Source organism: Aeromonas eucrenophila (genome assembly GCF_000819865.1).
Taxonomy (GTDB): Bacteria; Pseudomonadota; Gammaproteobacteria; order Enterobacterales; family Aeromonadaceae; genus Aeromonas; species Aeromonas eucrenophila.
In genome coordinates, this window is record NZ_CDDF01000018.1 from 142726 (window position 1) to 167817 (window position 25092).

Below are 25092 nucleotides of genomic sequence, written 5' to 3' on the forward strand. Positions count from 1 at the left end.
CCGGAGCCTGTGCTCCGGTTTTTTTATGCGGGATCCGCTTGGGTGACGGGTGCTGCTATGACACACATTGTCGGCGATTTCTCGCTATTCAAAGTGATCCAGCAGCACTAAACATCCATCACAGCCGTCAAAATCAGTAGTTGATGCTGACGTAGGGTACCTCCGGCACCTCCCAGCACTGCTTGAGGTAGACGGTCAGCACGAAGAAAAAGTTCGCCAGCAGGTTCGCGAAGCGGTAGAGGATGGGATCGAAGCGCACCCCGCTCTCCTCGAGCCGCACCAGCAACCGCACCACCTTCTTGCTGCCGCAGCGGCACAGGTGCAGGGTTGGGATGGGCTGGGGCCCCTGGGGCAGCACGAAGCCGGTCACCCGGCCGCGGCTCGCCTCGTTGTAGTGATCGTAACGCCCCTTCAGCCAGTCCAGATCTTCCTCGAAGATGCCGAGCCTGCCGCGCACCGAGCCGTTGAGGTTGTAGATGAGCCGCTGCAGGGCCGCGAGATCCGCCAGCATGGGCTGGGTATCGGCATCCGGCGCAAGGTGTGACAACACGGCCCCCACCTGGCAGCAGAGCTCGTCGGTGGCGATCTCGTAGTCGCACTGGAACTGGGTCTCGAAGATGAAGGGGTAGCAGAGCTCGCGCTTGTCTCTTGGCTTCTTGGGGTTCATGGCCGTTTCTGATTGAGGAAAAGGGCAGTGTGCCAGCCCGGCCATGGTCTAGCAAACAGGGCTGGCAAACCGCTCAGGGTACGGATAGGCGTCAGACCTGGCCGAGCAGCCTCATGGCCTCCAGCATCCGCTGGTTGAAGCCCATGAAACCTGCCCCGTCGGTCTGGCCTCGCGCCGCCAGCACGGCTGGGGTCAGCGCCTGCTGCTGGGATTCCGGCAACAAGCCGTCGGCCTGCTGCTGCAGCTGACTCAACCGCGGCAGGTAATCCGCCAGCGGCTTCAGACTGTCTTGCAGGGAGTGAGCCCCCTGATAGGTCTGGCTCAGCTTGGCAGACTGCCTGAGCTTGAGGGAGTAGGAGGCCAGCTGGCTGTCATCCAGTTGCAACCCGTTCAGCTTGTCCGCCAGGGTCTTGCCATCCCCGTTGAAGAAACTGCCCGCCAGCTCGTCCAGCCCCTTCACCAGCCGGCCCATGGCCTCCAGCTCGTCACCGTCGAGATCCCCCTCCAGGGAGAAGTCGAAGCTCTGGCTCGATTTCAAGCTGAACTGGCTGCCCCCCTCCTCGCTACGGGACTTGAACTGCCAGCTGTCGCTGAAGCGCAGTATCACCTTGTCCCCGTCCCGGGTCTCTATCTCGAGGGAGCTCTGCTGGCGGCTGGCCATCTCGGCCGCCCCCAGCTCGGTGGTCGAGACCTCGCCGAAGAACTCCTTCTCGAAGGACGCCAACCCCTCCTGGATGAGCTTGTAGCTCTGATCGATGCCGGTCTTGATGTCCTCGTTGTCGGTGGCCCAGCTGCCGAGCTGCTCCCTGGCACTGCCAAAGCCCATGTCCACCCCCTTGCGGGCTTGGGCCATCATCTCGGCCAGCTCGTCGTCGTTCTTGCCATCCGCCCGGGCCGCCCCTAGCCGCCCGGTGACAAATTGCAGCACGTTGTCCGCCACGGCGTCGAAATCGAACAGGGTATCCGGGGTGATCGCCTCCGGCGGATTCAGCTTGAACTCCTGGCTCTTGGGGGCCTGATAGTGCTGGCCGTTGATCTCCAGCGCGAACTGCAGCGCCTGCTGGATGAGTCGCTGCGCCCATTTCGGGGGCTGGTTGAGGGAGACCTGATCCCCTTCCTCCGCCTGCTTGCTCTGGGTAATTTGGGTTGCCTTGGGGGAGGCACCCACTCCCTTGGGTTGGGCCGCGCCCATGCCATCGATCTGCATCATTCTTCCTCCCGCCATAGTGGTGGATCGGTTATCGGCCTGACTGGACACTTCTTGACCATAAAAACTTGGAGAATCTGCGGCCGCCTCTTACAATCTTGCCCCTTTGGTTGGCCAAGGCCTTCCCCCGGTTTCTGCCCGGCCCTGCCGGTGTGCATCTGAGGTATCTATGACCCAATCCCAGCGGACCCCCGCCGACTATCAGGCCCAGCTCGACGAGAAGCGCACCCGCCTCACCGAGCTGTTCGCCAGCAGCAACCCGCCCGCGCTGGAGGTGCACGCCTCCCCCGCCGAGCACTACCGGATGCGCGCCGAGTTTCGCATCTGGCACGAGGGGGACGATCTCTTTCACTGCATGTATACCCCGGCCACCAAGGAGATCATCCGGGTCGACCTGTTCCCCACCGCCAGCCTGCTCATCAACCAGCTGATGCCCAAGCTCATCGAGGGCCTGCGCCCGCACCCGGTGCTGCGCAAGAAGCTGTTCCAGATAGACTACCTCTCCACCCAGTCCGGCCAGCTCTGTGTCAGCCTGCTCTATCATCGCCAGCTCCAGGCCGATTGGCAGCCGGTCGCCGAGGCGCTGCAAAGCGAGTTGCGCGCCCAGGGCTTCGATCTGCGGCTCATCGGTCGCGCCCACAAGCAGAAGATCTGCCTGGGAGAGGAGTTCGTCATCGAGCGGCTGAAGGTGCAGGGCCGTGAGCTCATCTACAAGCAGGTGGAGAACAGCTTCACCCAGCCCAATGCCGCCATCAACGAGCAGATGCTGGGCTGGGCGCTGGACGTGACCAAGGGGAGCGAGGGGGACCTGCTGGAGCTCTACTGCGGCAACGGCAACTTCTCCATCGCCCTGGCCCAGAATTTCCGCAAGGTGCTGGCCACCGAGATCGCCAAACCGAGCGTGGACTCCGCCCAGTTCAACATCGCCGCCAACGGGGTAGAGAACCTGATCATACTGCGCATGTCCGCCGAGGAGTTCACCCTGGCGATGCGTGGCGAGCGGGAGTTCAACCGCCTCAAGGGCGTCGACTTGAAGAGCTACCAGTGCAACACCATCTTCGTCGACCCGCCCCGCGCCGGCCTCGACGATGCGACAGTCCGGCTGGTGCAGGAGTACGACAACATCCTCTACATCTCCTGCAATCCGGAGACGCTGCAGGCCAACATGGCGGTGCTCGGCGAGACCCACGAGATCGCCCGCTTCGCCCTGTTCGACCAGTTCCCCTGGACCCACCATATGGAAGCCGGGGTCTATTTGAAGCGCAAGGAAGGCTGATCCCACCGCTATCCCCACGCAAAATGACGACAGGGCCCAAGGGCCCTGTCTGATTATTTATCCCGGTGCAGATCGGCAGCGGAGCCGTTATGCTGGCGACACGCGCATTCGCGCCATTGCCTGGGCCTCATGCCACCATGCCACGCGTTCTCTTTGTTGAAGATGATCCCGAAATAGGCCAGCTCATCAGCAGCTGGCTCGGCCGCCACGATATCGAGGTCCTGCTGGAGACCCGGGGCGATCTCGCGCTCGCCAGGGTCGAGGCCGAGCAACCGGATCTGGTGCTGCTCGACATCATGCTGCCGGGTCAGGATGGCCTCTCCCTGTGCCGGGATCTGCGGCCGCGCTTTGCCGGCCCCATCGTCATGCTCACCTCCCTCGACAGCGACATGAACCAGATCCTGAGTCTGGAGCTCGGTGCCAACGACTACATCCTCAAGACCACGCCGCCGCCGGTGCTGCTGGCCCGCCTGCGGGTCCAGTTCCGCCAGCAGGGGCAGATGCCGCAGGCGAGCGCGCCTGGCACCCCGCCCCAGCGCCTGCAATTCGGCCGCCTGCAGATCGACGGCCCCGGCCGGGATGTGCGGCTCGATGGCAACAACATCCCCCTCTCCACCGCCGATTTCGATCTGCTGTGGGAGCTCGCCTGCCACGCCGGCCAGATCCTGGGGCGGGAGGCGCTGTTTCGCAGCCTGCGTGGCCGCGACTACGACGGTCAGGATCGCAGCATGGACGTGGCCATCTCCCGCCTGCGCCGCAAGCTCGGCGATGACACCACCAATCCGACCCGGATCAAAACGGTACGCCAGAAGGGCTATCTGCTGGTGCCCCACGCCTGGGAATAGGGGAATCGTGCCCCATCGCTTGCAACCGACAGAGGGAGAGCGCCCATGCGTCGCCTGTTTATCCAGTTCTACCTGCTGCTGATCGGCTGTTTTGGCCTCGCCATCCTGCTGATCGGTCTGGTCTATCAGGTCAGTGCCGAGCGGGCGGGGGATCGCTATCTGGAGCACATGATGCAAGGCTCCCTCGGCCTGCTCACCGGCGAGCTGGCCCGCCTGCCGCCGGAGCGCTGGCCGGAGCGCATGGCTGAGCAAAGCCGCCAGCTCAACCTGCCGCTGCAGATAGGGGCCCTCGCCAACCAGCCCCTGGCCCGGGAGGATCAGAGCTTTCTCGAGGAGGGCAACATCGTCATCGTCGAGGAGGATGACACCTTCCTGCAGCGCATTCCCGCCACCGATCAGGTGCTGATCGTCGGCCCGGTTCCCTATCTCTCCTATCTGCACGAGCTGCACTGGGTCGATGTGGGCCTGCTGCTGCTCATCGGTCTCTCCCTCGGCCTGCCCATACTGCTCTGGCTGAGGCCCCACTGGCGCGGCCTGCAACAGCTCGAGCAGACCGCCCGCCGGGTCGGCGACGGGGATCTCTCCAGCCGCACCGGCCTACCCGCCAACAGCAGCCTAGCCAGGGTCGGCCGCACCTTCGATCTGATGGCGGAGCAGTTGCAGGCCATGCTGGCGAGCCGCAAGCAGCTGACCGATGCCATCGCCCACGAGCTGCGCACCCCCCTGGTGCGGCTGCGCTACCGGCTCGCCATGCTGGAGCCACAACCGGCCGAGGCCGACCGGCAGGGGCTGGAGCGCGACCTCGGGGCACTGGATGCCCTAATCGAGGAGATGCTGACCTATGCGCGGCTCGATCGCCCCGAGCTGCCGCTGCAATGCAGCGATCTGGAGCTCGGCGACTGGGCCGGGGCACACCTTGCCGACTGGCAAGCGCTGCGGCCGGACAAGCAACTCGAGCTCATTCCCCCCGCCAGCCCCCTGCCCTGGCGTGGCGATGCCAGGTTGCTGGAGCGGGCGCTGGAGAACCTCATCGGCAATGCCCTGCGCCATGCCAGCAGTCGGGTGATCCTGCACATGGAACGGCAGCAGGAGCACTATCTGCTGGAAGTGAGTGACGACGGCCCCGGCATAGACCCGGCGCTGGCGCCCCAGATCTTCGAGCCCTTCGTGCGGCTGGATCAGAGCAGGGACAGGCGCACCGGTGGCGCCGGGCTCGGGCTCGCCATAGTGCGCAGCATCGCCCGCCACCACGGCGGCGAGGTGCAACTGCTGCCCTCTGCCAGCGGCGCCCGTTTCTGCCTGACCTTGCCCGTACATTTGGATACAAACCGTCACCAGCCACTCACTGAAGCAAACCAGGCGCTGCCCTAGGATGAAGTCATGGAGAAACGCTCCATGTCATCAACCCGAATGAGGAACTGGAATATGAAAAAGCTGATCCCCCTGACCCTGGCCGCTGTCTTCGCCCTGACCTCTGGCTTCACCATGGCTGCCACCCCGACCAAGGCTGCCGCTCCCCATGCCACCCAGACCAAGGTAGTGAAAAAGCATCACAAGGCGGCCCACACCTCAGTCGCCCCTGCCAAGGTCAAACCTGCTGCTGCAGCACCCAAGGCCTGATAGCAACAGTTCGGCTTTGCCCTAACGAGAAGGGGCCCCATCGCGGGGCCCCTTCTGTTTTTGCCGAGGACGAACCTGAGGCTCAATCCAGCATATAGTCTGCCGGCAGCGCGATGCGCGCCACGCCGGAAGCCACCGCCGCCAGCGCCACGGCGCGGGCCACCCGCGGCAGCAGGCGGGCATCCATCGGCTTGGGAATGACGTAATCCTTGCCAAAGTGCAGCTCGCTCACCCCGGCGGCCACCAGCACCTCGGCCGGCACGGGTTCTTTCACCAGACCGCGAATGGCCTCCACCGCCGCCACCTTCATGGCATCGTTGATGCGGCTGGCACGGGCATCCAGGGCACCACGGAAGATGAAGGGGAAGCAGATGACATTGTTGATCTGGTTCGGGTAGTCAGAGCGACCCGTGCCCATGATGAGATCGCCCCGCACGGCGTGGGCCAGGGCGGGCTTGATCTCGGGATCCGGGTTGGAGCAGGCGAAGATCACCGGGCGCGGCGCCATCAGGGCCACCGCCTCGGCGGGCAGCACGTCCGGACCGGAGACGCCGACGAACACATCGGCCCCTGCGATGACATCCATCAGGGTCCGCAGTGGGGTGTCGTTGGCGAAGCGCTGCTTGTACTGGTTCAGATCGGTGCGGCCTGTGTGGATCACCCCCTGGCGGTCCAGCATGAAGATGTTCTGCGGCGCGGCGCCACACTTGATCAGCAAGTCCATGCAGGCGGTGGCGGCGGCGCCGGCGCCCATGCAGACGATGCGGCTCTGCTCGATGCGCTTGCCCTGCACCTCCAGGGCGTTGAGCAGGCCGGCGGCGGTGACGATGGCGGTGCCGTGCTGATCATCGTGGAACACCGGGATGTCGCAGCGCGCGATCAGCGCCTGCTCTATCTCGAAGCACTCGGGGGCCTTGATGTCTTCCAGGTTGATGCCACCGAAGGTGTCGGCGATGGCCGCGACCGTGTCGATGAACTGCTGGCTGGTCTCATGTTTCACTTCGATGTCGATGGCGTCGATGCCGGCGAAGCGCTTGAACAGCAGGGCCTTGCCCTCCATCACCGGCTTGGAGGCCAGCGGACCCAGGTTGCCCAGCCCCAGGATCGCGGTGCCGTTGGAGATGACGGCCACCAGGTTGCCCTTGCCGGTGTAGCGGTAGGCGTCGTCCGGGTTGGCGGCGATCTCGCGCACCGGCTCGGCCACACCCGGGCTGTAGGCCAGCGCCAGATCGCGGGCGGTCTCGGCGGGCTTGGTGAGGGCGATGGCAATCTTGCCGGGAATGGGATGGGCGTGGTAATCGAGCGCTTCTTGACGCAGATCGGACATGGGGGACCCCGATACGGAAGTGAATGTGGTGGTGCATGCTCGCCGCTGGCGAGGGCTGGGGATCATAAAGAAAAGCCCCGGGCTTTCACAGCAGAAAATATCGCCCAGAGCCTCTGACATGATAGTTATTAGCAGGTCACACCAGCCACCAATACCTATTTAGTTATAGATATGGTTTCAATCCATCACGGGTATACCGGCTCTCTGCTCCGCCTGACGAGCGATGGCCTCGGTCATCCCCTGGAAGATGAAGAGGTGGAACGGCAGCATGGCGAGCCAGTAGGCCAGCCCCCAGGCGCCCTGCGGGTGCCAGTGGGCCGTCACCTTGAGCCGGGTCAGGCCGGATTCCTGCGGCAGTATGTTGAACTCCAGCCGCCCCACCCCCGGCGCCTTCATGTTGAACAGCAAATCCAGCCTGCGTCCCTCATCCACCCCGAGGATCTGCCAGGAGTCCAACATGTCCCCCTTCACGAACTGCGCCGGGTTGGTGCGGCCCCGGGTCAGTGCCGGGCCACCGATCAGGTGATCCATCCACTCGCGTACCACCCAGAGCTCGTTCATGTAGAAGTAGCGTTGCTCACCGCCGAGCTGTTGCAACACCTGCCATACCACTTCGGGGCTAGCGAGGCAGTCGGCCTCTCCACTGGCGGTGCGATCGTAGAAGCCGTACTCGGGATGGCGCCAGCGCAGGCCGAGCGGCGTCTCCTCCCCCTGCTGTTCGGCGCCGAGCTTCTGCTCCAGCGCCAGACTCTCGGTCAGCGCCTCGTCGAAGCTGAGCAGGTGCTGGGGCAGCAGCACCCGCAGCGGGCCGTCGTCGGCCGGGATATCGTGCTTGAGCCCGCCCACCAGCGCCTTGGCGATGGGTTGCGGCACCGAGGTGGCAAACTGCAGCCACCAGGCGGAGAGGCGGGGGCTCAGCAAGGGGATGGGGATGATGGGGCAACGCTTGCCGATGTGGGCCGCAAACTTCTGCAACTGCTGCTGGTAGCTGAGCAGCTCGGGCCCGGCGGCGTTGAACACCTGGCCCTCCACCCCCTCGGCCTCCACCAGCCCGACCAGATAGTGCAGCAGGTTGGACAGCGCGATGGGGGGCGTGCGGGAGCGCACCCACCTGGGGGTGACCATCATGGGCAGGTTGAACACCAGATCCCGCATCACCTCGAAGGCGGCGGAGCCGGGCCCGATGATGATGCCGGCCCGCAGCTCCACCGTCGGCACCTCCGCCTCGCGAAACAGCTCGCCACAGTGGCGGCGGGAGTTGAGGTGACGGCTGTTGCAGCGCTCCGGCTGGATGGCGCCGAGATAAATGATGCGACGCACCCCGGCGGCACGGGCGGCGGCGGCGAAGTTCTTCACCCCCTGCTGCTCCAGCCGGTGGAAACCGGCGCCGGCCCCCATGGCGTGCACCAGATAGAAGACGGTATCGACCCCGGCCAGGGCCGGTGGCAGGGTGTCGGGCTTGAGGCTGTCGGCGAGGCGAAAGTCCACCCCCTCCGGCAGACGGCAGGGACGGCGGGCCCCGGCGATCACCCGATAGCCCAGCCCTTGCAGATGAGGCACCAGGTAGGAACCTATGTAACCCGCAGCCCCCATCACCAGACAATTTCGCATCCGCTCACTCCCTGTTCTTCCCATTCACTTAGCGCTCCCTTCTCCCGCAAGGGGAGAAGGGAGAGTCCCACCATAGGGCAAAGCGTTGCAATACAGAACGGCGCGCAATAAAAAAGGCGCCCATTGGGCGCCTTTTTCAGAATTCTTTAGAAGTAAGATTACTTCTTGGCAGTCAGACCACCGAAACGCTTGTTGAACTTGTCTACGCGGCCGCCGCTAGAAACTTCTTTCTGCTTGCCGGTATAGAACGGGTGGCAGGCAGAGCACACGTCCAGGTTCAGATCTTTACCCAGGGTAGAGAAGGTATTGATGACGTTACCGCAAGAGCATTTGCAGGTGATGGCGACGTACTCGGGATGGATATTAGCTTTCATGGACAACCTCGATAATAGGCCGTGTCGCCATCCGATCTCTTGTCGGACACCACACGATTGTTGAACACAGTTTCAAAGGCTGCGAATAATATAGGAAATGCCTGAGATCAGGCAAGTGGCTTCGCAGAAAAAATAGGCAACCCTTGGTGGATTCATCGCAAACGCTTGATCTGGTTCGTGTCGCAGTGCCGGTGCCGTTACGCCGTCACTTCGACTATCTCTCCCCCCTGCCCCTGCCTGCCCCCGGTTGTCGGGTCGAGATCCCCTTCGGCCCCCAGACCCTGGTCGGCCTGGTGGTGGCCCATCCGACCGAGAGCCAGGTGCCGCGCAACAAGCTCAAGCCCATTAAACGGGTGCTGGACAGCGAGCCGGTGCTGGGGCCGGACATTCTGGCGCTGATGGCCTGGAGCGCCAACTACTACCAGCATCCGCTGGGAGAGGTGCTGCCCCACGCCCTGCCGGTGCTGGTGCGCAAGGGCGAGTCCGCCTCCTATCGGGAGCTGGAGTTCTGGTTCGCCACCGACGCCGGGATGGAGATCGATCTCAACGAGCTCAAGCGATCGCCCAAGCAGCAGCAGGCCCTCGCCTGGCTGCGCAAGGGACCGCAGACGCCATCGGCCCTCAAGCAGGAGGAGATCCTGAGCCCGGCGCTCACCGCCCTGGCGAAGAAGGGCTTGCTGGAGAAGCGCAGCCTGGAGCCGAGCCATGAAGGGGACTGGGCCAGCCGTTTCGATGCGGGCGAGGGGTTGCGCCTGAACGGCGAGCAGGCGCTGGCGGTGGCCGCCGTCACCAGCCAGAGCGACAAATTTGGCGCCTTCCTGCTGGATGGCATCACCGGCTCCGGCAAGACGGAAGTGTACCTGAGCATCCTCGAGCCCCTGCTCAAGGCGGGCAAACAGGCGCTGGTGATGGTGCCGGAGATCGGCCTCACCCCCCAGACCATCAACCGCTTCCGCCGCCGCTTCCAGGTGCCAGTGGTGGCGATGAACTCCGCCATGAACGACAGGGAGCGGCTCGATGCCTGGCTCGCCTGCCGCGACGGGGGTGCCGCCATCCTGATCGGTACCCGCTCCGCCGTGTTCACGCCGTTCAAGGATCTCGGCATCATCATCATCGACGAGGAGCACGACGGCTCCTTCAAACAGCAGGATGGCTTCCGCTACCACGCCCGGGATCTCGCGGTGATGCGGGCCCATCGCGCCGGCATCCCCATACTGCTCGGCTCGGCCACCCCGTCCCTGGAGACGCTGCACAACGCCCGCACCGGCAAGTATCACCACCTGCACCTGACCCGGCGCGCCGGCAATGCCCAGACCGCCCGTCAGGTGATCCTGGACATCAAGAGCGTACGGCTGCAGGCCGGGCTCTCCCCCCAGCTCGAGCAGCTGATGGCGGAGCATTTGGTGGCAGGCAATCAGGTGATGCTGTTTCTCAATCGCCGCGGTTATGCCCCCTCGCTCATCTGCCACCAGTGCGGCTGGAGCGCCGCCTGCGAACGTTGCGATGCCTGGTACACCTGGCACCAGGCCGGACGGCGACTGCACTGCCACCATTGCGACAGCGTCCGACCCCTGCCCCATCACTGCCCCTCCTGTGGCAGCAACGAACTGATCGGCTCCGGGGTCGGCACCGAGCAGCTGGAACAACTGCTTGCCACCGTTTTCCCGCAATATCCTGTGGTGCGCATCGACAGGGACAACACCCGCCGCAAGGGGGAGCTGGAGACTCACCTCGGCGACATCAAGGCGGGCAAGTACAAGATCCTGATCGGCACCCAGATGCTGGCCAAGGGTCACCACTTCCCGGACGTGACGCTAGTGGGCCTACTGGACGTGGATGGGGCCCTGTTCAGCGCCGATTTTCGCGCCGCCGAGAAGCTGGCCCAGCTCTATACCCAGGTCGCGGGCCGCGCCGGGCGCGCCAGCAAGCCCGGTCTGGTGGTGTTGCAGAGCCATCACCCCGAGCACGCCCTGCTGCAGGATCTGACCCAGAACGGCTATGGCCACTTCGCCGACACGGCGCTCAAGGAGCGTCGCCTGCTGGGGTTGCCGCCGTTCAGCTATCAGGGGCTGTTCCGGGCCGAGGCCAACGGTCGCGACGAGGTGCAGCTGTTCCTCGGCCGCCTCGCCGACACCCTGCGCAGCGCCCACTACCCGCAGGTGCAGGTGCTGGGGCCCATCAGCGGCTTCATGGAGCGCAAGGCGGGCAAGTTCCGCATGCAGTTGCTGGTGCAGGGGCCGAACCGGGCCCCGCTCGCGCAGTTGCTGGATTGGGTGGTCAAGGAGCTGGATGGCTGGCCGGAGACCAAGAAGGTGCGCTGGAGCCTGGATATAGACCCCACGGAGCTGAACTAGCGATAGCAGGCCCCCGTCATGGCGTCTTTACTCCCTTCTCCCCTTGCGGGATAAGGGTTGGGGATGAGGGGATAACCAGAACACAACGAGGGGGTCTTGGCCCCCTCGTTGTTTTTACCCCATGACTGCAGAGGCTTATTCGGCGGCCTGGGAGACCCCGGTCAGCCGCACCTCGACCCGGCGATCCGGGGCCAGACAGGCGATCATCTGCGCCTTGGCACCATCCGGGCAACTGCCCCCCGTCACCGGGGAGGATTCACCCCGTCCCTCGGCGCGCACCTTGTCGGCAAACAGGCCCTTGGCGATGAGATAATCCGCCACGCTACGGGCACGTTGCTCGGACAGAGACTGGTTATAGGCATCGGAACCGATGCGGTCGGTGTGGCCGATCACGGTCGCCACCCCATCCTTCGGATTGGCGGCCAGGATCTGGGCAAACAGGTTATCCAGTGCCTGGCTGGCCTCAGGCTTCAGGGTCGCCTTGTTGAATTCGAACAGCACATCCGAATCCAGGCTGAACTGTTTCTCCACCAGCACAGGGGCTGGCGCGGGTTCCGGGGCGGGCACGGGCGCCACCGGCTCGTCGCCGACCTGGCCGAAGCGATAGAGCATGCCGACCGACAGCAGGCCGTTGTCCAGCTCTATGCCTGACTCATCGAGGGAGGTCTTGCCGAGTGGCGTGGTGTACTGATACTCGAGGCGGGCGGCCCAATCCTTGTCGATGGCATATTCGACCCCGAGAGCCCCGACGAAGGCGGCCCCATGGTACTTGCCACCGCCAGACAGGGACTGATTGTTGATGCCATCGTTGGCAGATGCACTGATGGAGCTGTCGGTCCAGGCGTAGGCGCCCCCCAGTCGGCCGTAGATGTCCAGCGCCTGGGTCGCAGGGAAGCCTATCTTCATGGTGGCCTGGATCATCTGGGCCTTGGCTTCACCATCCAGCCTCGCATCGACGCCATTACCCGAGAAGTGTTGATTGACCTGGTACTTGCCGAGCCAGTCATAACCGAGCTCGACGGCCACATTGCGGTTGACCTGATAGCCGGCGAAGGCGCCCAGGCCAAGGTCGCTGTGATCCTTGCCAGGATCGAAGGCATCGACCAGCGCCTTGACGTCGGCGTCGTAATCCACCCCGTAGTAATTGGACCAGCCGGCCTTGCCACCGACGTACCAGGTATTGTCCTGAGCGGCAGCCTGCACCGCCCCCGTTGCCATCAGGCCGCCGACGAGCACGGCAAGCGTAGACTTGTTCATGATGAGCCCCTGCATTGAATTGTTATGACGCACTGCGTCTCTCTTCCCTGACGAGGCCCAGAACCCAAGCCTCACCCTGAGATTATCCTATCTCTTGGTAGCCTCAAATGACCAGGGACTCAGGAGTGTGATATTGGCGACATTATCGACAGATGCCACCCCCTTCCCGGTCGCGCCCATAAAAAAACGAAGGGCAAAGCCCTTCGTTTTCAGACGGTTGCCAGCAACCTAGTCTAGCTCGCCAGGAACAACCGTGTAGATGGGATCCTCGCTCATCTCCTGCCAACCATCGCCGACCTCGTGCAACGCACCATAAAAAACCGGAGAGCGAGGCTCTCCGGTCGTGGATCAGGGCTAGGCGTTCAGTCCCTCCGACTCTAGCTCGCCAGGAACAACCTGTAGGCGGGATCCTCGCTCACCTCCTTCCAGCCGTAGCCAATCTCGCGCAGGTAGTCGTGGAAGGAAGCCACGTCCTCGTCCGGCAGCTCGAAGGCGCAGAGCACCCGGCCATAGTCGGCGCCGTGGTTGCGGTAGTGGAACAGGCTGATGTTCCAGCGACAACCGAGGGTCTCCAGGAAGCGCATCAGGGCACCGGGTTGCTCCGGGAACTTGAAGCTGTAGAGCCGCTCGCCGAGGGGCCGCGCCGGGCGGCCGCCAATCATGTAGCGCACGTGATTCTTGGCCAGCTCGCTCTCGGTCATGTTGACCACCGGATAGCCGTTGCCCTCCAGCTGGCCGGTGATCTGGGTCAGCTCCTCGTCGCCGCCGGTGAGGCGCACCGACACGAACAGCGAGGCCTGCACGGCATCCGCGTAGCGGTAGTTGAACTCGGTCACCATGCGTGGCCCGAGCTGACGGCAGAAGTCGAGGAAGGCCCCCTTGCGCTCGGGGATGGTCACCGCCAGCATGCCCTCGCGCTTCTCGCCGATCTCGCAGCGCTCCGACACGTAACGCAGGCTGTGGAAGTTGACGTTGGCGCCGGACAGTATGGCCGCCATCCGGCCGCCCTTGACCTGCTCCCGCTCGCTGTAGGCCTTGAGCCCGGCCAGCGACAGGGCACCCGACGGCTCGGCGATGGCGCGGCAGTCGTCGAAGATGTCCTTCAAGGCGGCGCAGATCTGGTCGTTGGAGACGGTCACCACCTCGTCCAGATACTGGTTGCACAGGCGGAAGGTCTCCTCGCCGATGCGCCTGACCGCCACCCCGTCCGCAAACAGCGAGACCCGCTCCAGGTTGACCGGCTCACCGGCCGCCAGCGCGGCCTTGAGGCAGGCTGAACCCTCGGCTTCCACCCCGATCACCTTCACGTCCGGCAGCAGCTGCTTGATGTAGACCGCCACCCCGGCGGCCAGGCCGCCGCCACCCACCGGCACGAACACGTGGGTGAGGTGGGTGTCCTGCTCCAGCAGCTCCTTGCCGATGGTGCCCTGGCCCGCGATCACCTCAACGTCGTCGAACGGCGGTATCAGGGTGTAGCCCTCCAGTTCGGCGAGGCGGCGACTCTCGCCGTAGGCCTCGTCGAAGCTGTTGCCAAACAGCATGACGTTGCCGCCCAGGCGGCGCACCGCATCGATCTTGATGTCCGGCGTGGTCTTGGGCATCACTATGATGGCCTTGATGCCGAGCTTGGCCGCCGACAGGGCGACCCCCTGAGCGTGGTTGCCGGCCGAGGCCGCCACCACGCCATTCGCCTTCTGCTCGGCGCTTAAGGTCGCGATCTTGTGATAGGCACCGCGTAGCTTGAAGGAGTGCACCGGTTGCAAGTCTTCCCGCTTGAGGGAGACCTGGTTGCCGAGCCGCTCGGACAATTTTTTAAGGGTCTGCAAGGGGGTCACCCGCGCCGCCTCATAGACGGGGGAGAGCAACACCTTGCGTAGATAATCTGCCGCTGAAACCATGTCCTATTCCTCCAGCTTGCTGAGGTCGCGCACCGCGCCTTTATCTGCGCTGGTGGCGAGCATGGCGTAGGCACGCAGGGCGTAGGAGACCTGACGCTGACGGTTCAGCGGTTTCCAGCCACGGGCCTCGACGGCGGCGCGGCGCATGGCCAGCACGCTGTCGGCCACTTCCAGCACCATGCTGCGGGCCGGGATGTTGATGTTGATGATGTCCCCATCCTCCACCAGCCCTATGGTGCCGCCGGAGGCCGCCTCGGGGGAGACGTGACCGATGGAGAGGCCCGAGGTACCGCCGGAGAAACGACCGTCGGTGATCAGCGCGCACGCCTTGCCGAGGCCCATGGATTTGAGATAGGTGGTGGGGTAGAGCATCTCCTGCATGCCGGGGCCGCCCTTGGGCCCTTCGTAGCGGATCACCACCACCTCACCGGCCTGCACAGTGCCATCCAGGATGCCGGCCACCGCCGTGTCCTGGCTCTCGAACACCCGGGCCGGGCCGCGGAAGCAGAGGTTCTCTTCATCCACCCCGGCGGTCTTGACGATGGCGCCGTTCAGGGCAAGGTTGCCGGAGAGCACGGCCAGGCCGCCTTCCAGGCTGTAGGCGTTGTCCAGGGAGCGGATGCAGCCCTCGGCACGGTCCAGATCCAGCTCGGGCCAGCGGCAGCTCTGGCTGAACGCCTTGGTGGTGCGGATGCCGGCCGGGCCGGCGCGATAGAAGTCGTGCACCGCCTTGTCATCGCAGCGGCTGACGTCGTACTGCTCCAGCAGCTCGTGCAAGCTGGTGCCGAGCACGTTGCGGGTATCCCCGTGCACCAGCCCGGCCTTCTCCAGCTGGCCCAGGATGGCGACCACGCCACCGGCGCGGTGCACGTCTTCCATGTGGTACTTCTGGGTGGAAGGCGCGACCTTGCACAGCTGGGGCACCCGGCGGGACATGCGATCGATGTCGGTCATAGTGAAGTCCACCCCGGCCTCCTGGGCCGCCGCCAGCAGGTGCAGCACGGTGTTGGTGGAGCCGCCCATGGCGATGTCCAGCGCCATGGCGTTCTCGAACGCCGCCTTGGTGGCGATGTTGCGCGGCAGGGCGCTCTCGTCATCCTGCAGGTAGTAGCGGTTGGCCAAAGCGACGATGCGCTGACCAGCCAGCTTGAACAGCTGTTCCCGATCGGAGTGAGTCGCCAGCATGGAGCCGTTGCCCGGCTGGGAGAGGCCCAGCGCCTCGGTCAGACAGTTCATGGAGTTGGCGGTGAACATGCCGGAGCAGGAGCCGCAGGTGGGACAGGCGCTGCGCTCTATCTGATCGCTCTGGGCGTCGGACACCTTGGGGTCGGCACCCTGGATCATGGCGTCCACCAGATCCAGCTTGATGATCTGATCCGACAGCTTGGTCTTGCCGGCCTCCATGGGGCCGCCGGAGACGAAGATCACCGGAATGTTGATACGCAGGGCAGCCATCAGCATCCCCGGGGTGATCTTGTCGCAGTTGGAGATGCAGACCATGGCGTCAGCGCAGTGGGCGTTGACCATGTACTCCACGGAGTCGGCGATCAGTTCCCGGGACGGCAGCGAATAGAGCATGCCGCCGTGGCCCATGGCGATGCCGTCATCGACGGCTATGGTGTTGAATTCCTTGGCAACCCCGCCGGCGGCCTCGATCTCGCGGGCCACCAGCTGGCCGAGATCCTTGAGGTGCACGTGACCGGGTACGAACTGGGTGAAGGAGTTGACCACGGCGATGATGGGCTTGCCGAAATCCTGATCGGTCATGCCGGTGGCACGCCACAGGGCGCGCGCCCCGGCCATGTTACGTCCGTGGGTGGTGGTGGCGGATCTCAACTTCGGCATTTTCTCTACTCCCTGAATGCCCATATGGGCTGCGTTATGCGGCGATAATTTAAGTGGATCGGAATCGACCCTGCTGAGAGCACGACTCATGCCCTGAGCGGAGACGACTCGGGGAGGACTGGCCTCCCCGTCATCATCGATCGTTATGACTCTTTATCATCTACCGGGGTCAGCCAGCCCCACTTGTCCTCGGTCTGGCCGTTGAACAGACCGAAGAAGGCGTTCTGCAGCTGCTCGGTCACAGGACCGCGACTGCCGGCGCCGACCTTCATGCGATCCACCGAGCGCACCGGGGTTACCTCGGCGGCGGTGCCTGTCATGAAGATCTCGTCTGCCACATAGAGGGCTTCGCGCGGCAACGCCTGCTCGCGTACCTCATACCCCAGATCCCGCGCGAGCGTCATGATGGTGTCGCGGGTGATGCCGGGCAAGATGGCGGCGGTGGCGGGCGGGGTGAACAGCACCCCATTCTTCACCAGGAACAGGTTCTCCCCCGCCCCCTCGCTCAGGTAGCCGTTCACGTCCAGCGCCAACCCCTCGGCGAAGCCGTTGCGCTTGGCCTCCCGGCTGATCAGCTGAGACGACAGATAGTTGCCCCCCGCCTTGGCGCCGGTGGGAATGGTGTTCGGCGCGAGTCGGCTCCAGGAGGTGACGCACACATCCACCCCGTTTTTGAGCCCCTCCTCGCCGAGGTAGGCGCCCCAGGGCAGGGCCGCGACCATGAGATCGGCCTTGGCATCGAGCGGCGGGTGCAGCCCCAACCCCACGTTGCCGACGAAGGCCAGCGGGCGCAGGTAACCGCTCTTCAGGCCGTTCTCGCGCACCACGGTACGGCAGGCTTCGTTCACCTCGGCCTCGCTGTAGGGCACATCCATCCAGTAGATCTTGGCGGAGTCGAACAGCCGGCGGGTGTGCTCCTGCAGGCGGAAGATGCAGGTGCCTTTAGGGGTGTCGTAGGCACGCACCCCCTCGAATACCGAGGAGCCGTAGTGCAGGGCGTGGCTCATGACGTGAACCTGGGCATCTTGCCAGGGCACCAGGCTGCCGTTGAACCAGATGTATTGCGGGTGGGAAGGCTGTGACATTGGCTTTGCTCCTTAAGCGCTGATCCGGGATGGCTGTTCCAGTGCCTCGACCCGGGAGACGTCCGCCAGCTTGACCAGCTGGCTCCATAACTGCTGGATGGGACGCACCGACTCGACAGTAACCGTGATCCGCAGTTGTTGGCAATCTTGCTCGGCGCCCACCTCCATGTTGAGGGCGCAGAGCGCGAAGCCACGGTGGCGTACCACTCGCAGCACCCGCTCCATCACTTCGGGCGTGGGTCGGGCGTGGATATGCAGTCTGTGCTGGTTCATGGACGTTGCTCCATCATCTTGTGGTTGGCGACACCTGGCGGGACCAGGGGCCAGACGTTTTCTTCCTCTGAAATGGCGACATGCAGCAGGTAGGCGCTCTCGCTTGCCAGCAGGCGGCCCAGGGCCGGCGCTATCTCCTCCTTGCATCTGATGGTCTCCCCCGGGATGCCGAAGGCGGCAGCCAGGGCGATGAAGTCCGGGTTATCGGTGAGTATGGTCTCGCTGTAGCGGCCGTCGAAGAACAGCTCCTGCCACTGGCGCACCATGCCGAGCCGCTGATTGTCGATCAGCACCATCTTCACCTTGAGCTGGGCGCGGCGGATAGTGCCGAGCTCCTGCACGTTCATCATGAAGGAGCCGTCGCCGCTCACCAGCACCACCTCATCTTCCGGCCGCGCCATCTTGGCGCCGATGGCAGCGGGCAGACCGAAACCCATGGTGCCGAGGCCGGCGCTGGAGAGGTGGTTGCGCGGGCTGGTGAAGCGCATGTGCTGGGCCACCCACATCTGGTGCTGACCCACGTCGCAGGCCACCACGCTGCTGTCGGGCAGGCGAGCTGAGAGCTCTTTCAGCAGGGCCGGGGCATAGATGGGCTGGCCGGGGTGGTCGTAGCGGAACGCATATTCCCGGGCCATGGTGGCGCAGTGTTCGCGCCAGGGGGCGATGTCGAGGGCCATGGCCAGCGCCGGCAGCACCAGGGTAAGGTCCGTGGTGATGCCCACCTCGGCGGCGCGGCGCTTGCCGAACTCGGCGGCGTCCACGTCCAGATGGATGACTCTGGCGTGGGGGGCAAACTCGTCCAGCTTGCCGGTCACCCGATCATCGAAACGGGCGCCCACCACCAGCAGCAGATCACACTGCTGCACCGCGTAGTTCGCGGCCTTGGTGCCGTGCATGCCAAGCATGCCGAGATAAACGGCGCTGTCGGGTTCCAGCGCCCCTATGCCCTTGAGGGTGGTGACCGCCGGCATGCCGGTGGCAGCGGCAAAGTCTCGCAGCTGGCTCTCGGCATTGGCCATGCCCACGCCGCCACCGACGTAGAGCACCGGGCGCTCGGCAGCTCCGAGCAGGGCGCGGGCCGCATTGATCTCGGCCGGGTTGAGGGGCTCTGGCTCCTCCACCGCAAACAGGGGGCTCTGCGTCGGCACAGGGGCCAGCTGGATGTCCTTGGGGAAATCGATGAGCACGGGGCCCGGGCGACCCGAGGTGGCGATGGCGAAGGCTTCCGCCAGCACCCGTCCCAGATCCGCAGGGTCGGTCACCATGAAGGAGTGCTTGGTGCAGGAGAGAGACATGCCGAGCACGTCCACCTCCTGGAAGGCATCTGTCCCCACGGCGGCGCAAGCCACCTGGCCGCTGATGGCCACCAGGGGCACAGAGTCCAGCAGCGCCTCGGCCAAGCCGGTCACCAGATTGGTGGCACCCGGGCCCGAGGTGGCGATGCAGACGCCCACCTGACCGGAGGCGCGGGCATAGCCTACCGCCGCCATGGCGGCGCCCTGCTCGTGACGACAGAGCTGATGGGCCAGGCCACCGTCATACAGGGCGTCGTAGACCGGCATGATGGCCCCGCCCGGGTAACCAAACACCTGAGTCACACCCTGTTTCTTGAGAGCCTGTACCAAAAACTGCGCGCCGTTCATGTGGAAATCCTGTCCTTTGGTCGAAAAAAAACCCCCGGGCCGTGAGGCTCGGGGGTCGCTTGTTTCGTTCTGTCCGGTGGTGGGTCTATCCCTTGTTCCGTGCAGCTAAACGAGCCCCGAGCGGTGAGATAATAATCACCACTAGGACCACGATAATGCTGACGAAACGGGAGGCCATGTTCATAGTTACAACCGGAAATCCTGTGAAATGGGGGCGGTTCTTACCGCGAATGGCTATTAGAACTAGCACGGTGATTTTTATTGGGCAAGCGTTTTTTACCTGACAAGATCCTGGTTTAAAGCGAGTCCAGTGCCTCTAACTGGCACAAAAAACTAATAAAAAACGGTTAACCAGCATATACATCAAACCAAGGACGGGATTTATGTCATTAGCTGTGGTTTATAGCCGTGCCAGCCTGGGGATAGCGGCGCCGCAAGTCACGGTGGAAGTGCACCTCTCCAACGGCTTGCCCGCCTTCAACATGGTGGGGCTGCCGGAAACCTCGGTGAAGGAGTCGCGGGATCGGGTGCGCAGCGCCCTGCTCAACGGCAACTTCGAGTTTCCGAGCAAGCACATCACGGTCAATCTGGCCCCCGCCGACCTGCCCAAGGAGGGAGGCCGGTTCGATCTGGCCATCGCCATCGGCATCCTCGCCGCTTCCAAGCAGATACCGGCAAAATACCTGCTCGATCACGAATTTTTGGGAGAGTTGGCGCTGACCGGCGAGATCCGCCCCGTACTCGGGGTGCTGCCGGCGGTGCTCGCCTGCCGCGACGCGGGCCGTACCCTGTTGGTGCCGCGAGAGAATGGCCCCGAGGCCTCCCTCATTCAGGACGCCGAGGTGCGCACCGCTCATCAACTGTTGGCGGTCACCGCCTGGCTGGCGGGTCAGTATGAACTGCCGCTGCCGGATCCCCAGACCACGGATGCCCTGCCCGATGTGCCGGACCTGCAGGATGTGATCGGCCAATCCCAGGCCAAGCGGGCGCTGGAGATCGCCGCCGCCGGCAGCCACAACCTGCTGTTCATCGGCCCGCCCGGCACCGGCAAGAGCATGCTGGCGAGCCGCCTGCCCGGTATCTTGCCGCCGCTGAGCGAGCAGGAGGCGCAGCAGACCGCCGCCATCCACTCCATCGGCGGCCTGACCCCGCGCGCCGGCCACTGGCACCACAGGCCCTATCGCACACCCCATCACAGCGCCTCCGCCGTGGCCCTGGTGGGGGGTGGCAGCCACCCGAGACCCGGTGAAATATCCCTGGCCCACAACGGGGTGCTGTTTCTCGACGAGCTGCCGGAGTTCGAGCGCAAGGTGCTCGACTCCCTGCGCGAGCCGCTGGAGACCGGCCACATCACCATCAGCCGGGCCGCCCGTCAGGTGGATTTTCCCGCCCGTTTCCAGCTGATCGGCGCCATGAATCCCAGCCCCTGCGGCCACTACGGCGATGGCCAGACCCGCTCCAGCCCGGATCAGATCCTGCGCTACCTCGGCAAACTCTCGGGCCCTTTCCTCGACAGATTCGACCTGACGGTGGAGGTGCCGCTGCTGCCCAAGGGCAGCCTCACCGGCAAGGTGGAGCGCGGCGAGTCTAGCCAGCAGATCCGTGAACGGGTGCTAGGGGCGCGGGAGCGGATGCTGGCCCGCAACGGCAAGCTCAACAACCTGTTGGATAGCCGTGAGATCGAAGACATTTGCCGACTATCGCCGCAGGATGCCGAATTTCTGGAGGGAGCCATCCAGAAGCTGGGGCTCAGCATCCGGGCCTGGCACCGCATCCTGCGGGTGTCGCGCACCATAGCCGATCTGGCGGGCCAGCCCGGTATCGGCAAGGAACATCTGATCGAGGCGCTCGGCTACAGGGCCATGGACAGGTTGCTGTCACGGCTGCACAGCAGTTGAATTGCGGGGGTTTTAGGAGTAGTGAGTCCCATGTGGTGCATGGAGGCCACACATAGTCTCGCGGCGCATCGGCTGGTATTATGGCCACAGATCAGACCACTTGATGGTCGCCCACCGACAAGAAAACGGATCCGACTCATGCAAAACAAGCTGATAGAGCGGCTGCGTGGCAGCCTCTCGACCCTGCTCTATTTTCTCAACACCCTGTTCTGGTTTGTCCCCATCCTGCTGCTCGGCCTGCTCAAGCTGCTGCTGCCGCTCAAGGGCTGGCGCACCCTCTGCAACGCCCTGCTGGATGGCTGCGCCAGTTGCTGGATAGGTTTCAATAATCTGATCCAGAAAGTCATCATCAGGACACCTTTTGAGGTGGTCGGACTGGACAAAGGGAGCCGGAATGAGTGGTATATGGTGATTGCCAACCATCAATCCTGGGTCGACATACTGGTATTACAGCGGATTTTTAATCAGAAAATCCCCTTCCTGAAGTTTTTCCTCAAGAAAGAACTGATTTGGGTACCTTTTCTCGGTCTGGCCTGGTGGGCGCTGGACTTCCCCTTCATGCGACGTTATTCCCGTAAATTTCTGGAAAAACGCCCCCATTTGAAGGGAAAAGACATAGAAACGACGCGCAAGGCCTGTGCCAAGTTCCGCCACATTCCGGTGAGTGTGATGAACTTCGTGGAGGGCACCCGCTTCACCGCTCACAAGCATGACAAGCAGGCCGCCCCCTATCGCCACCTGCTGCACCCGAGGGCAGGGGGCGTCGCCTTTACCCTGGCGGCCATGGGGGATCAACTGCACAAGCTGGTGGATGTGACCATCGCCTATCCGGGCGGTATCCCCAGTTACTGGGACTTCATGTGTGGTCGGGTCAAGGAGATCAAGGTTCGGGTCCGCTTTCTGCCGATCGAACGCAATCTGGTGGGGGATTACTTCAATGACCCCGAGTTCCAACAAGAGTTTCAACAGTGGTTGAACGGGATCTGGCACGAGAAGGACCAGACCCTGAGCCAGCTGCTGGCGGACGAGACACAGTAAACGACACCCATGCTAACCTTTCTGCCCGGCCCGCTGGTGATGCTCATCAGCGCCAGCCTGACCATATTGTTCATCATCCTGGTCTCCAGCCTGATCCTGCTGGTTTCCTTGCTCAAGCTGCTGCCGATCCCGGCTCTCAGCCGCGCCTGCAGCCGGATCAACAACGGCATCATGCGCTTCTGGCTGGGCTGCAACGCCTTCGTCATCCGCCTCACCACCCGCATCGAGTGGCAGATCGAAGACGATAGCCGGCTGCGCAAGGATGGCTGGTATCTAATCGTCAGCAACCACATGAGCTGGACCGACATAGTGGTGCTGGGTCACCTGTTCCGCGACCGGCTGCCGGTGCCCAAGTTCTTCATGAAGCACGAACTTATCTATATACCGCTGATGGGGCTGGCCTGCTGGGGGCTGGACATGCCCTTCATGCGCCGCTATTCGAGGGAATTTTTACTGCGCAACCCGCACCTGCGGGGCCAGGACATAGAGACCACGCGCAAGGCCTGCGAGAAGTTTCGCCACATCCCCACCACCGTCATCAACTTCGTGGAAGGCACCCGCTTCACCGAGCCCAAGCGGGACGCTGTGCGCTCACCCTATCGTTACCTGATGCCCCCCAAGGCGGCGGGGCTGGCCTTCACCCTGGCGGCCATGGGGGAGCAGTTCGACAGCCTGATCAACGTCACCATCAGTTACCCGGACAACAGCGAGACGCCCTTCAAGGACTTCCTGATGGGGCGGATGAAGCGTATCCGGGTGCGCATCGAGGAGCTGCCCGTGGACGAGCAGCTGGTGGGGGATTACTTCAACGACAAGCAGTTCAAGCGCGGCTTCCAGCAGTGGCTGAACCAGCGCTGGCAGGAGAAGGACAGGACCCTGGCCCAGTGGCAGGAGGCCGATGCCCTGAGTCAGGCGGAGGTAGCCGCCAAGGCGAGTGCCGAGGCCAACTCCGGCAACTGATCCTCCGAGAAGACTTGGATGCCGTGGCGGCGCAGCAGGGCCGTGGTCTTGCCCTCACCCGCCATGGAGGTGCCCTCGAAGCGGCCGTTGTAGATGCGGCCGCTGCCACAGGAGGGGCTACCCTCCTTGAGCAGGGCGAAGCGAATGCCCTGGGCCTGGCAGAGTTGCAGCGCCAGTTCGGCGCCACGATCAAATTCCACCGTCACATCCAGCCCGCTTGCGGTCACCACCCGCTCCCCCTGCCGCTCGGCGGGGGGACGAGGGGTGGGCAGGCCACCGGCCACCTCGGGGCAGAACGCCAGCGCCCTGCCCTCGGCCCCCAGCGTCTTCAGCCAGTCGGTGACGATGCCCTTGCTCTGGCCGTCGTAACGCACCGGCTGACCCAGCAGACAGGCGCTAACCAGTACCTTGGGTGATGCAATTCCCTTCATGGTTTGGTTCCTGACAGGCTGATGAGATGACCCTGAGCCTGGCCGTCGTAATGCAGCGAAACTTGGCCCAGCAGACAGGCACTGACCAACACCTTGGGCTTGATCAGCGTCATGCTTCGGCTCCATTCATCACCTGATCGAACATCACGCAGCAGGGGCTCTCCAGCCGGTAGAGGATGGCGGGGCGCTGCTTGCCGGTACGCTTGCGGCCGGTATCCACCAGGATGTCGGCGCGATGGATCCGCTTGCGAAATGCCGCCGTGTTCATCGGGGTCTGCAAGATGAGCTCGAAGGCGCGCTGCACCTCGGAGAGCGTGAACTCGGGCCCCAGCAGTTGCAGCGGCAGGGTGCTGTAGCGGCTCTTGATGCGCAGTCGCTCCAGCCCCACGGCGATCAGCCGGGCATGATCGAAGGCGAGGCTGAGCCCCGGCAGCTCACAGAGTGGATGCCAGCGACCGCGGAGCACCTCCACCTCGGGTTCCACCAGGCACAGATAAACGAGCGTGGTCGACCAGCCGCGCGGATCCCGCTCCAGGTTGCCGAGGGTGCAGACCTGCTCGCTGTAGCAATGGCCAAGCCCCCACTCCGCCAGCAGGCGGTGGCGGGCGGCGTCCAGATCCCTGTCCCGCGTCTCGTCGATACGCAGCGCGGGCAACTGCCAGCATTGGGCAAAGGGAGGGCGATCGCGGGTCTCGAGTAGCAACTCGAGTCGCTCCTCGTTCAACCGCAGCACCACCATATCCAGACTCATTCTCGGCATCTTGGTCGACCTGCTCGCCTTCTAATAATGTTTGGTAGATAATATCACAAGAATAATATGTGCAGGAGCCAATCATGGGAACCGTCGCCAGCCTGGATATTGATGCGCAGAAGGGGTTCACCCCCCTCTGTCCGACCGAACTGCCCGTCGCGGGCGGGGATGATATTGTGGCTGCGCTCAACGCTCAGGCCCGCCTCGCCAGCCTGCGCGCAGGCAGCAAGGATGCCCATCCCCGCAATGCCGTCTGGGCCGTCACCCATCCGGCCGCCGCGCTGCAGCCACTGACCCTGCCCAACGCCGATCTCAGCTGGCCGGTGCACTGCGTGCCGGGCACCCCGGGCTTCGAGCTGCTCGATGGCCTGCCCGCCCCCATCGATTACGACTTCTTCGTCTGGAAGGGGGTCGAACCGGATCTGCATCCCTATGGCGCCTGCTTCCACGACTTGGCCGAGAGACGCAGCACCGGCCTCATCGAGTTTCTGCACTCGCGCGGCGTCGATACCGTGCTGGTTGGCGGCCTCGCCACCGACTACTGCGTCAAGACCAGCGTGCTGCAACTGCGCCGGGCCGGGCTGAGAGTGATAGTGCACCTCGATGCCTGCCGCGGCATCGCCGCCGGCACCGTCGCCCTTGCCCACACCCAGATGATCGAGGCCGGGGCCGAGCTGGCCCAGACCCTGACCGATGTACAACGCCTGCTGGACGCCTGATATGCCCCTCACG

Annotated in this window: 22 protein-coding genes; 9 read left to right on the top strand and 13 right to left on the bottom strand. The window is 64.1% G+C overall.

The genetic code is table 11. The features are described from left to right. Positions 1–133: 133 nt before the first annotated feature. Together BN1124_RS19330 and BN1124_RS19335 are read right to left on the bottom strand one after the other, a co-directional pair. A complete protein-coding gene (locus BN1124_RS19330) occupies positions 134–667 on the bottom strand; it encodes an ATP--cob(I)alamin adenosyltransferase (RefSeq protein ID WP_033129019.1) in 534 nt (177 codons plus the stop codon). A 91-nt stretch (positions 668–758) separates the two neighbouring features. Next, a complete protein-coding gene (locus BN1124_RS19335) occupies positions 759–1874 on the bottom strand; it encodes a DUF5610 domain-containing protein (RefSeq protein ID WP_042644617.1) in 1116 nt (371 codons plus the stop codon). A 169-nt stretch (positions 1875–2043) separates the two neighbouring features. Between BN1124_RS19335 and trmA the strand changes: the two genes are divergently transcribed. From trmA to BN1124_RS19355, 4 genes are all read left to right on the top strand, one after another. Continuing rightward, the gene (trmA, locus tag BN1124_RS19340) at positions 2044–3150 is read left to right on the top strand and encodes a tRNA (uridine(54)-C5)-methyltransferase TrmA (RefSeq protein ID WP_042644619.1); all 1107 of its coding nucleotides are present in this window, start codon (positions 2044–2046) and stop codon (positions 3148–3150) included. Positions 3151–3287: 137 nt separating this feature from the next. Next, positions 3288–3995 (top strand): two-component system response regulator RstA, encoded by a 708-nt coding sequence (gene rstA / locus BN1124_RS19345; protein WP_042644621.1) that lies wholly within the window; start codon positions 3288–3290, stop codon positions 3993–3995. Between the two features lie 45 nt (positions 3996–4040). Beyond that, complete coding sequence (gene rstB, locus BN1124_RS19350; protein ID WP_042644623.1) at positions 4041–5366, top strand: two-component system sensor histidine kinase RstB; 1326 nt, start codon at positions 4041–4043, stop codon at positions 5364–5366. A 54-nt stretch (positions 5367–5420) separates the two neighbouring features. After that, the gene (locus tag BN1124_RS19355) at positions 5421–5615 is read left to right on the top strand and encodes a hypothetical protein (RefSeq protein WP_033129024.1); all 195 of its coding nucleotides are present in this window, start codon (positions 5421–5423) and stop codon (positions 5613–5615) included. Positions 5616–5697: 82 nt separating this feature from the next. Here BN1124_RS19355 and BN1124_RS19360 read toward each other — a convergent pair whose 3' ends face one another. The 3 genes from BN1124_RS19360 to rpmE form a co-directional block, all read right to left on the bottom strand. After that, on the bottom strand, positions 5698–6942 hold the full coding sequence (locus tag BN1124_RS19360) for a malic enzyme-like NAD(P)-binding protein (protein WP_042644625.1): 1245 nt from the start codon (positions 6940–6942) through the stop codon (positions 5698–5700). 177 nt (positions 6943–7119) lie between these two features. Further along, positions 7120–8553 (bottom strand): DUF2867 domain-containing protein, encoded by a 1434-nt coding sequence (locus BN1124_RS19365; RefSeq protein ID WP_042644627.1) that lies wholly within the window; start codon positions 8551–8553, stop codon positions 7120–7122. 158 nt (positions 8554–8711) lie between these two features. Then, positions 8712–8927 (bottom strand): 50S ribosomal protein L31, encoded by a 216-nt coding sequence (gene rpmE, locus BN1124_RS19370; protein WP_033129027.1) that lies wholly within the window; start codon positions 8925–8927, stop codon positions 8712–8714. Between the two features lie 146 nt (positions 8928–9073). Between rpmE and priA the strand changes: the two genes are divergently transcribed. Continuing rightward, positions 9074–11281, top strand: coding sequence for a primosomal protein N' (priA, locus tag BN1124_RS19375; RefSeq protein WP_042644703.1), 2208 nt, complete (start codon positions 9074–9076; stop codon positions 11279–11281). A 135-nt stretch (positions 11282–11416) separates the two neighbouring features. On the opposite strand, the gene ompA is transcribed toward priA, so the two are convergent. The 6 genes from ompA to ilvG all read right to left on the bottom strand — a co-directional run bounded on the left by ompA (position 11417) and on the right by ilvG (position 19282). Then, positions 11417–12538 (bottom strand): porin OmpA, encoded by a 1122-nt coding sequence (ompA, locus tag BN1124_RS19380; protein ID WP_042644705.1) that lies wholly within the window; start codon positions 12536–12538, stop codon positions 11417–11419. Between the two features lie 377 nt (positions 12539–12915). Then, the gene (gene ilvA, locus BN1124_RS19385) at positions 12916–14436 is read right to left on the bottom strand and encodes a threonine ammonia-lyase, biosynthetic (protein ID WP_042644629.1); all 1521 of its coding nucleotides are present in this window, start codon (positions 14434–14436) and stop codon (positions 12916–12918) included. Positions 14437–14439: 3 nt separating this feature from the next. Further along, positions 14440–16281: a dihydroxy-acid dehydratase gene (ilvD, locus tag BN1124_RS19390; protein WP_042644631.1), complete on the bottom strand. Its 1842-nt coding sequence runs from the start codon at positions 16279–16281 to the stop codon at positions 14440–14442. A 143-nt stretch (positions 16282–16424) separates the two neighbouring features. Beyond that, positions 16425–17366, bottom strand: a complete 942-nt coding sequence (locus BN1124_RS19395) for a branched-chain amino acid transaminase (RefSeq protein WP_042644633.1) — start codon at positions 17364–17366, stop codon at positions 16425–16427. Positions 17367–17378: 12 nt separating this feature from the next. Next, positions 17379–17639, bottom strand: coding sequence for an acetolactate synthase 2 small subunit (gene ilvM, locus BN1124_RS19400; RefSeq protein WP_042644635.1), 261 nt, complete (start codon positions 17637–17639; stop codon positions 17379–17381). Next, positions 17636–19282 (bottom strand): acetolactate synthase 2 catalytic subunit, encoded by a 1647-nt coding sequence (gene ilvG, locus BN1124_RS19405; protein WP_042644637.1) that lies wholly within the window; start codon positions 19280–19282, stop codon positions 17636–17638. Before ilvG ends, ilvM begins: the two co-directional genes overlap by 4 nt. Before the next feature lie 383 nt (positions 19283–19665). Here ilvG and BN1124_RS19410 point away from each other — a divergent pair, with 383 nt between their 5' ends. The 3 genes from BN1124_RS19410 (at position 19666) to BN1124_RS19420 (ending at position 23178) form a co-directional block, all read left to right on the top strand. After that, positions 19666–21180: a YifB family Mg chelatase-like AAA ATPase gene (locus tag BN1124_RS19410; RefSeq protein WP_042644638.1), complete on the top strand. Its 1515-nt coding sequence runs from the start codon at positions 19666–19668 to the stop codon at positions 21178–21180. 138 nt (positions 21181–21318) lie between these two features. Beyond that, a complete protein-coding gene (locus BN1124_RS19415; RefSeq protein WP_042644639.1) occupies positions 21319–22218 on the top strand; it encodes an acyltransferase in 900 nt (299 codons plus the stop codon). A 9-nt stretch (positions 22219–22227) separates the two neighbouring features. Further along, positions 22228–23178, top strand: coding sequence for an acyltransferase (locus BN1124_RS19420; protein WP_042644640.1), 951 nt, complete (start codon positions 22228–22230; stop codon positions 23176–23178). Here BN1124_RS19420 and BN1124_RS19425 read toward each other — a convergent pair. Together BN1124_RS19425 and BN1124_RS19430 are read right to left on the bottom strand one after the other, a co-directional pair. After that, positions 23127–23609, bottom strand: a complete 483-nt coding sequence (locus BN1124_RS19425; RefSeq protein ID WP_042644641.1) for a 2-thiouracil desulfurase family protein — start codon at positions 23607–23609, stop codon at positions 23127–23129. The genes BN1124_RS19420 and BN1124_RS19425 overlap by 52 nt on opposite strands. 109 nt (positions 23610–23718) lie before the next feature. After that, positions 23719–24369 (bottom strand): NUDIX hydrolase, encoded by a 651-nt coding sequence (locus tag BN1124_RS19430; RefSeq protein WP_042644642.1) that lies wholly within the window; start codon positions 24367–24369, stop codon positions 23719–23721. Between the two features lie 74 nt (positions 24370–24443). Here BN1124_RS19430 and BN1124_RS19435 point away from each other — a divergent pair, with 74 nt between their 5' ends. Beyond that, positions 24444–25079, top strand: coding sequence for a nicotinamidase (locus tag BN1124_RS19435; RefSeq protein ID WP_042644643.1), 636 nt, complete (start codon positions 24444–24446; stop codon positions 25077–25079). Positions 25080–25092 lie beyond the last annotated feature (13 nt).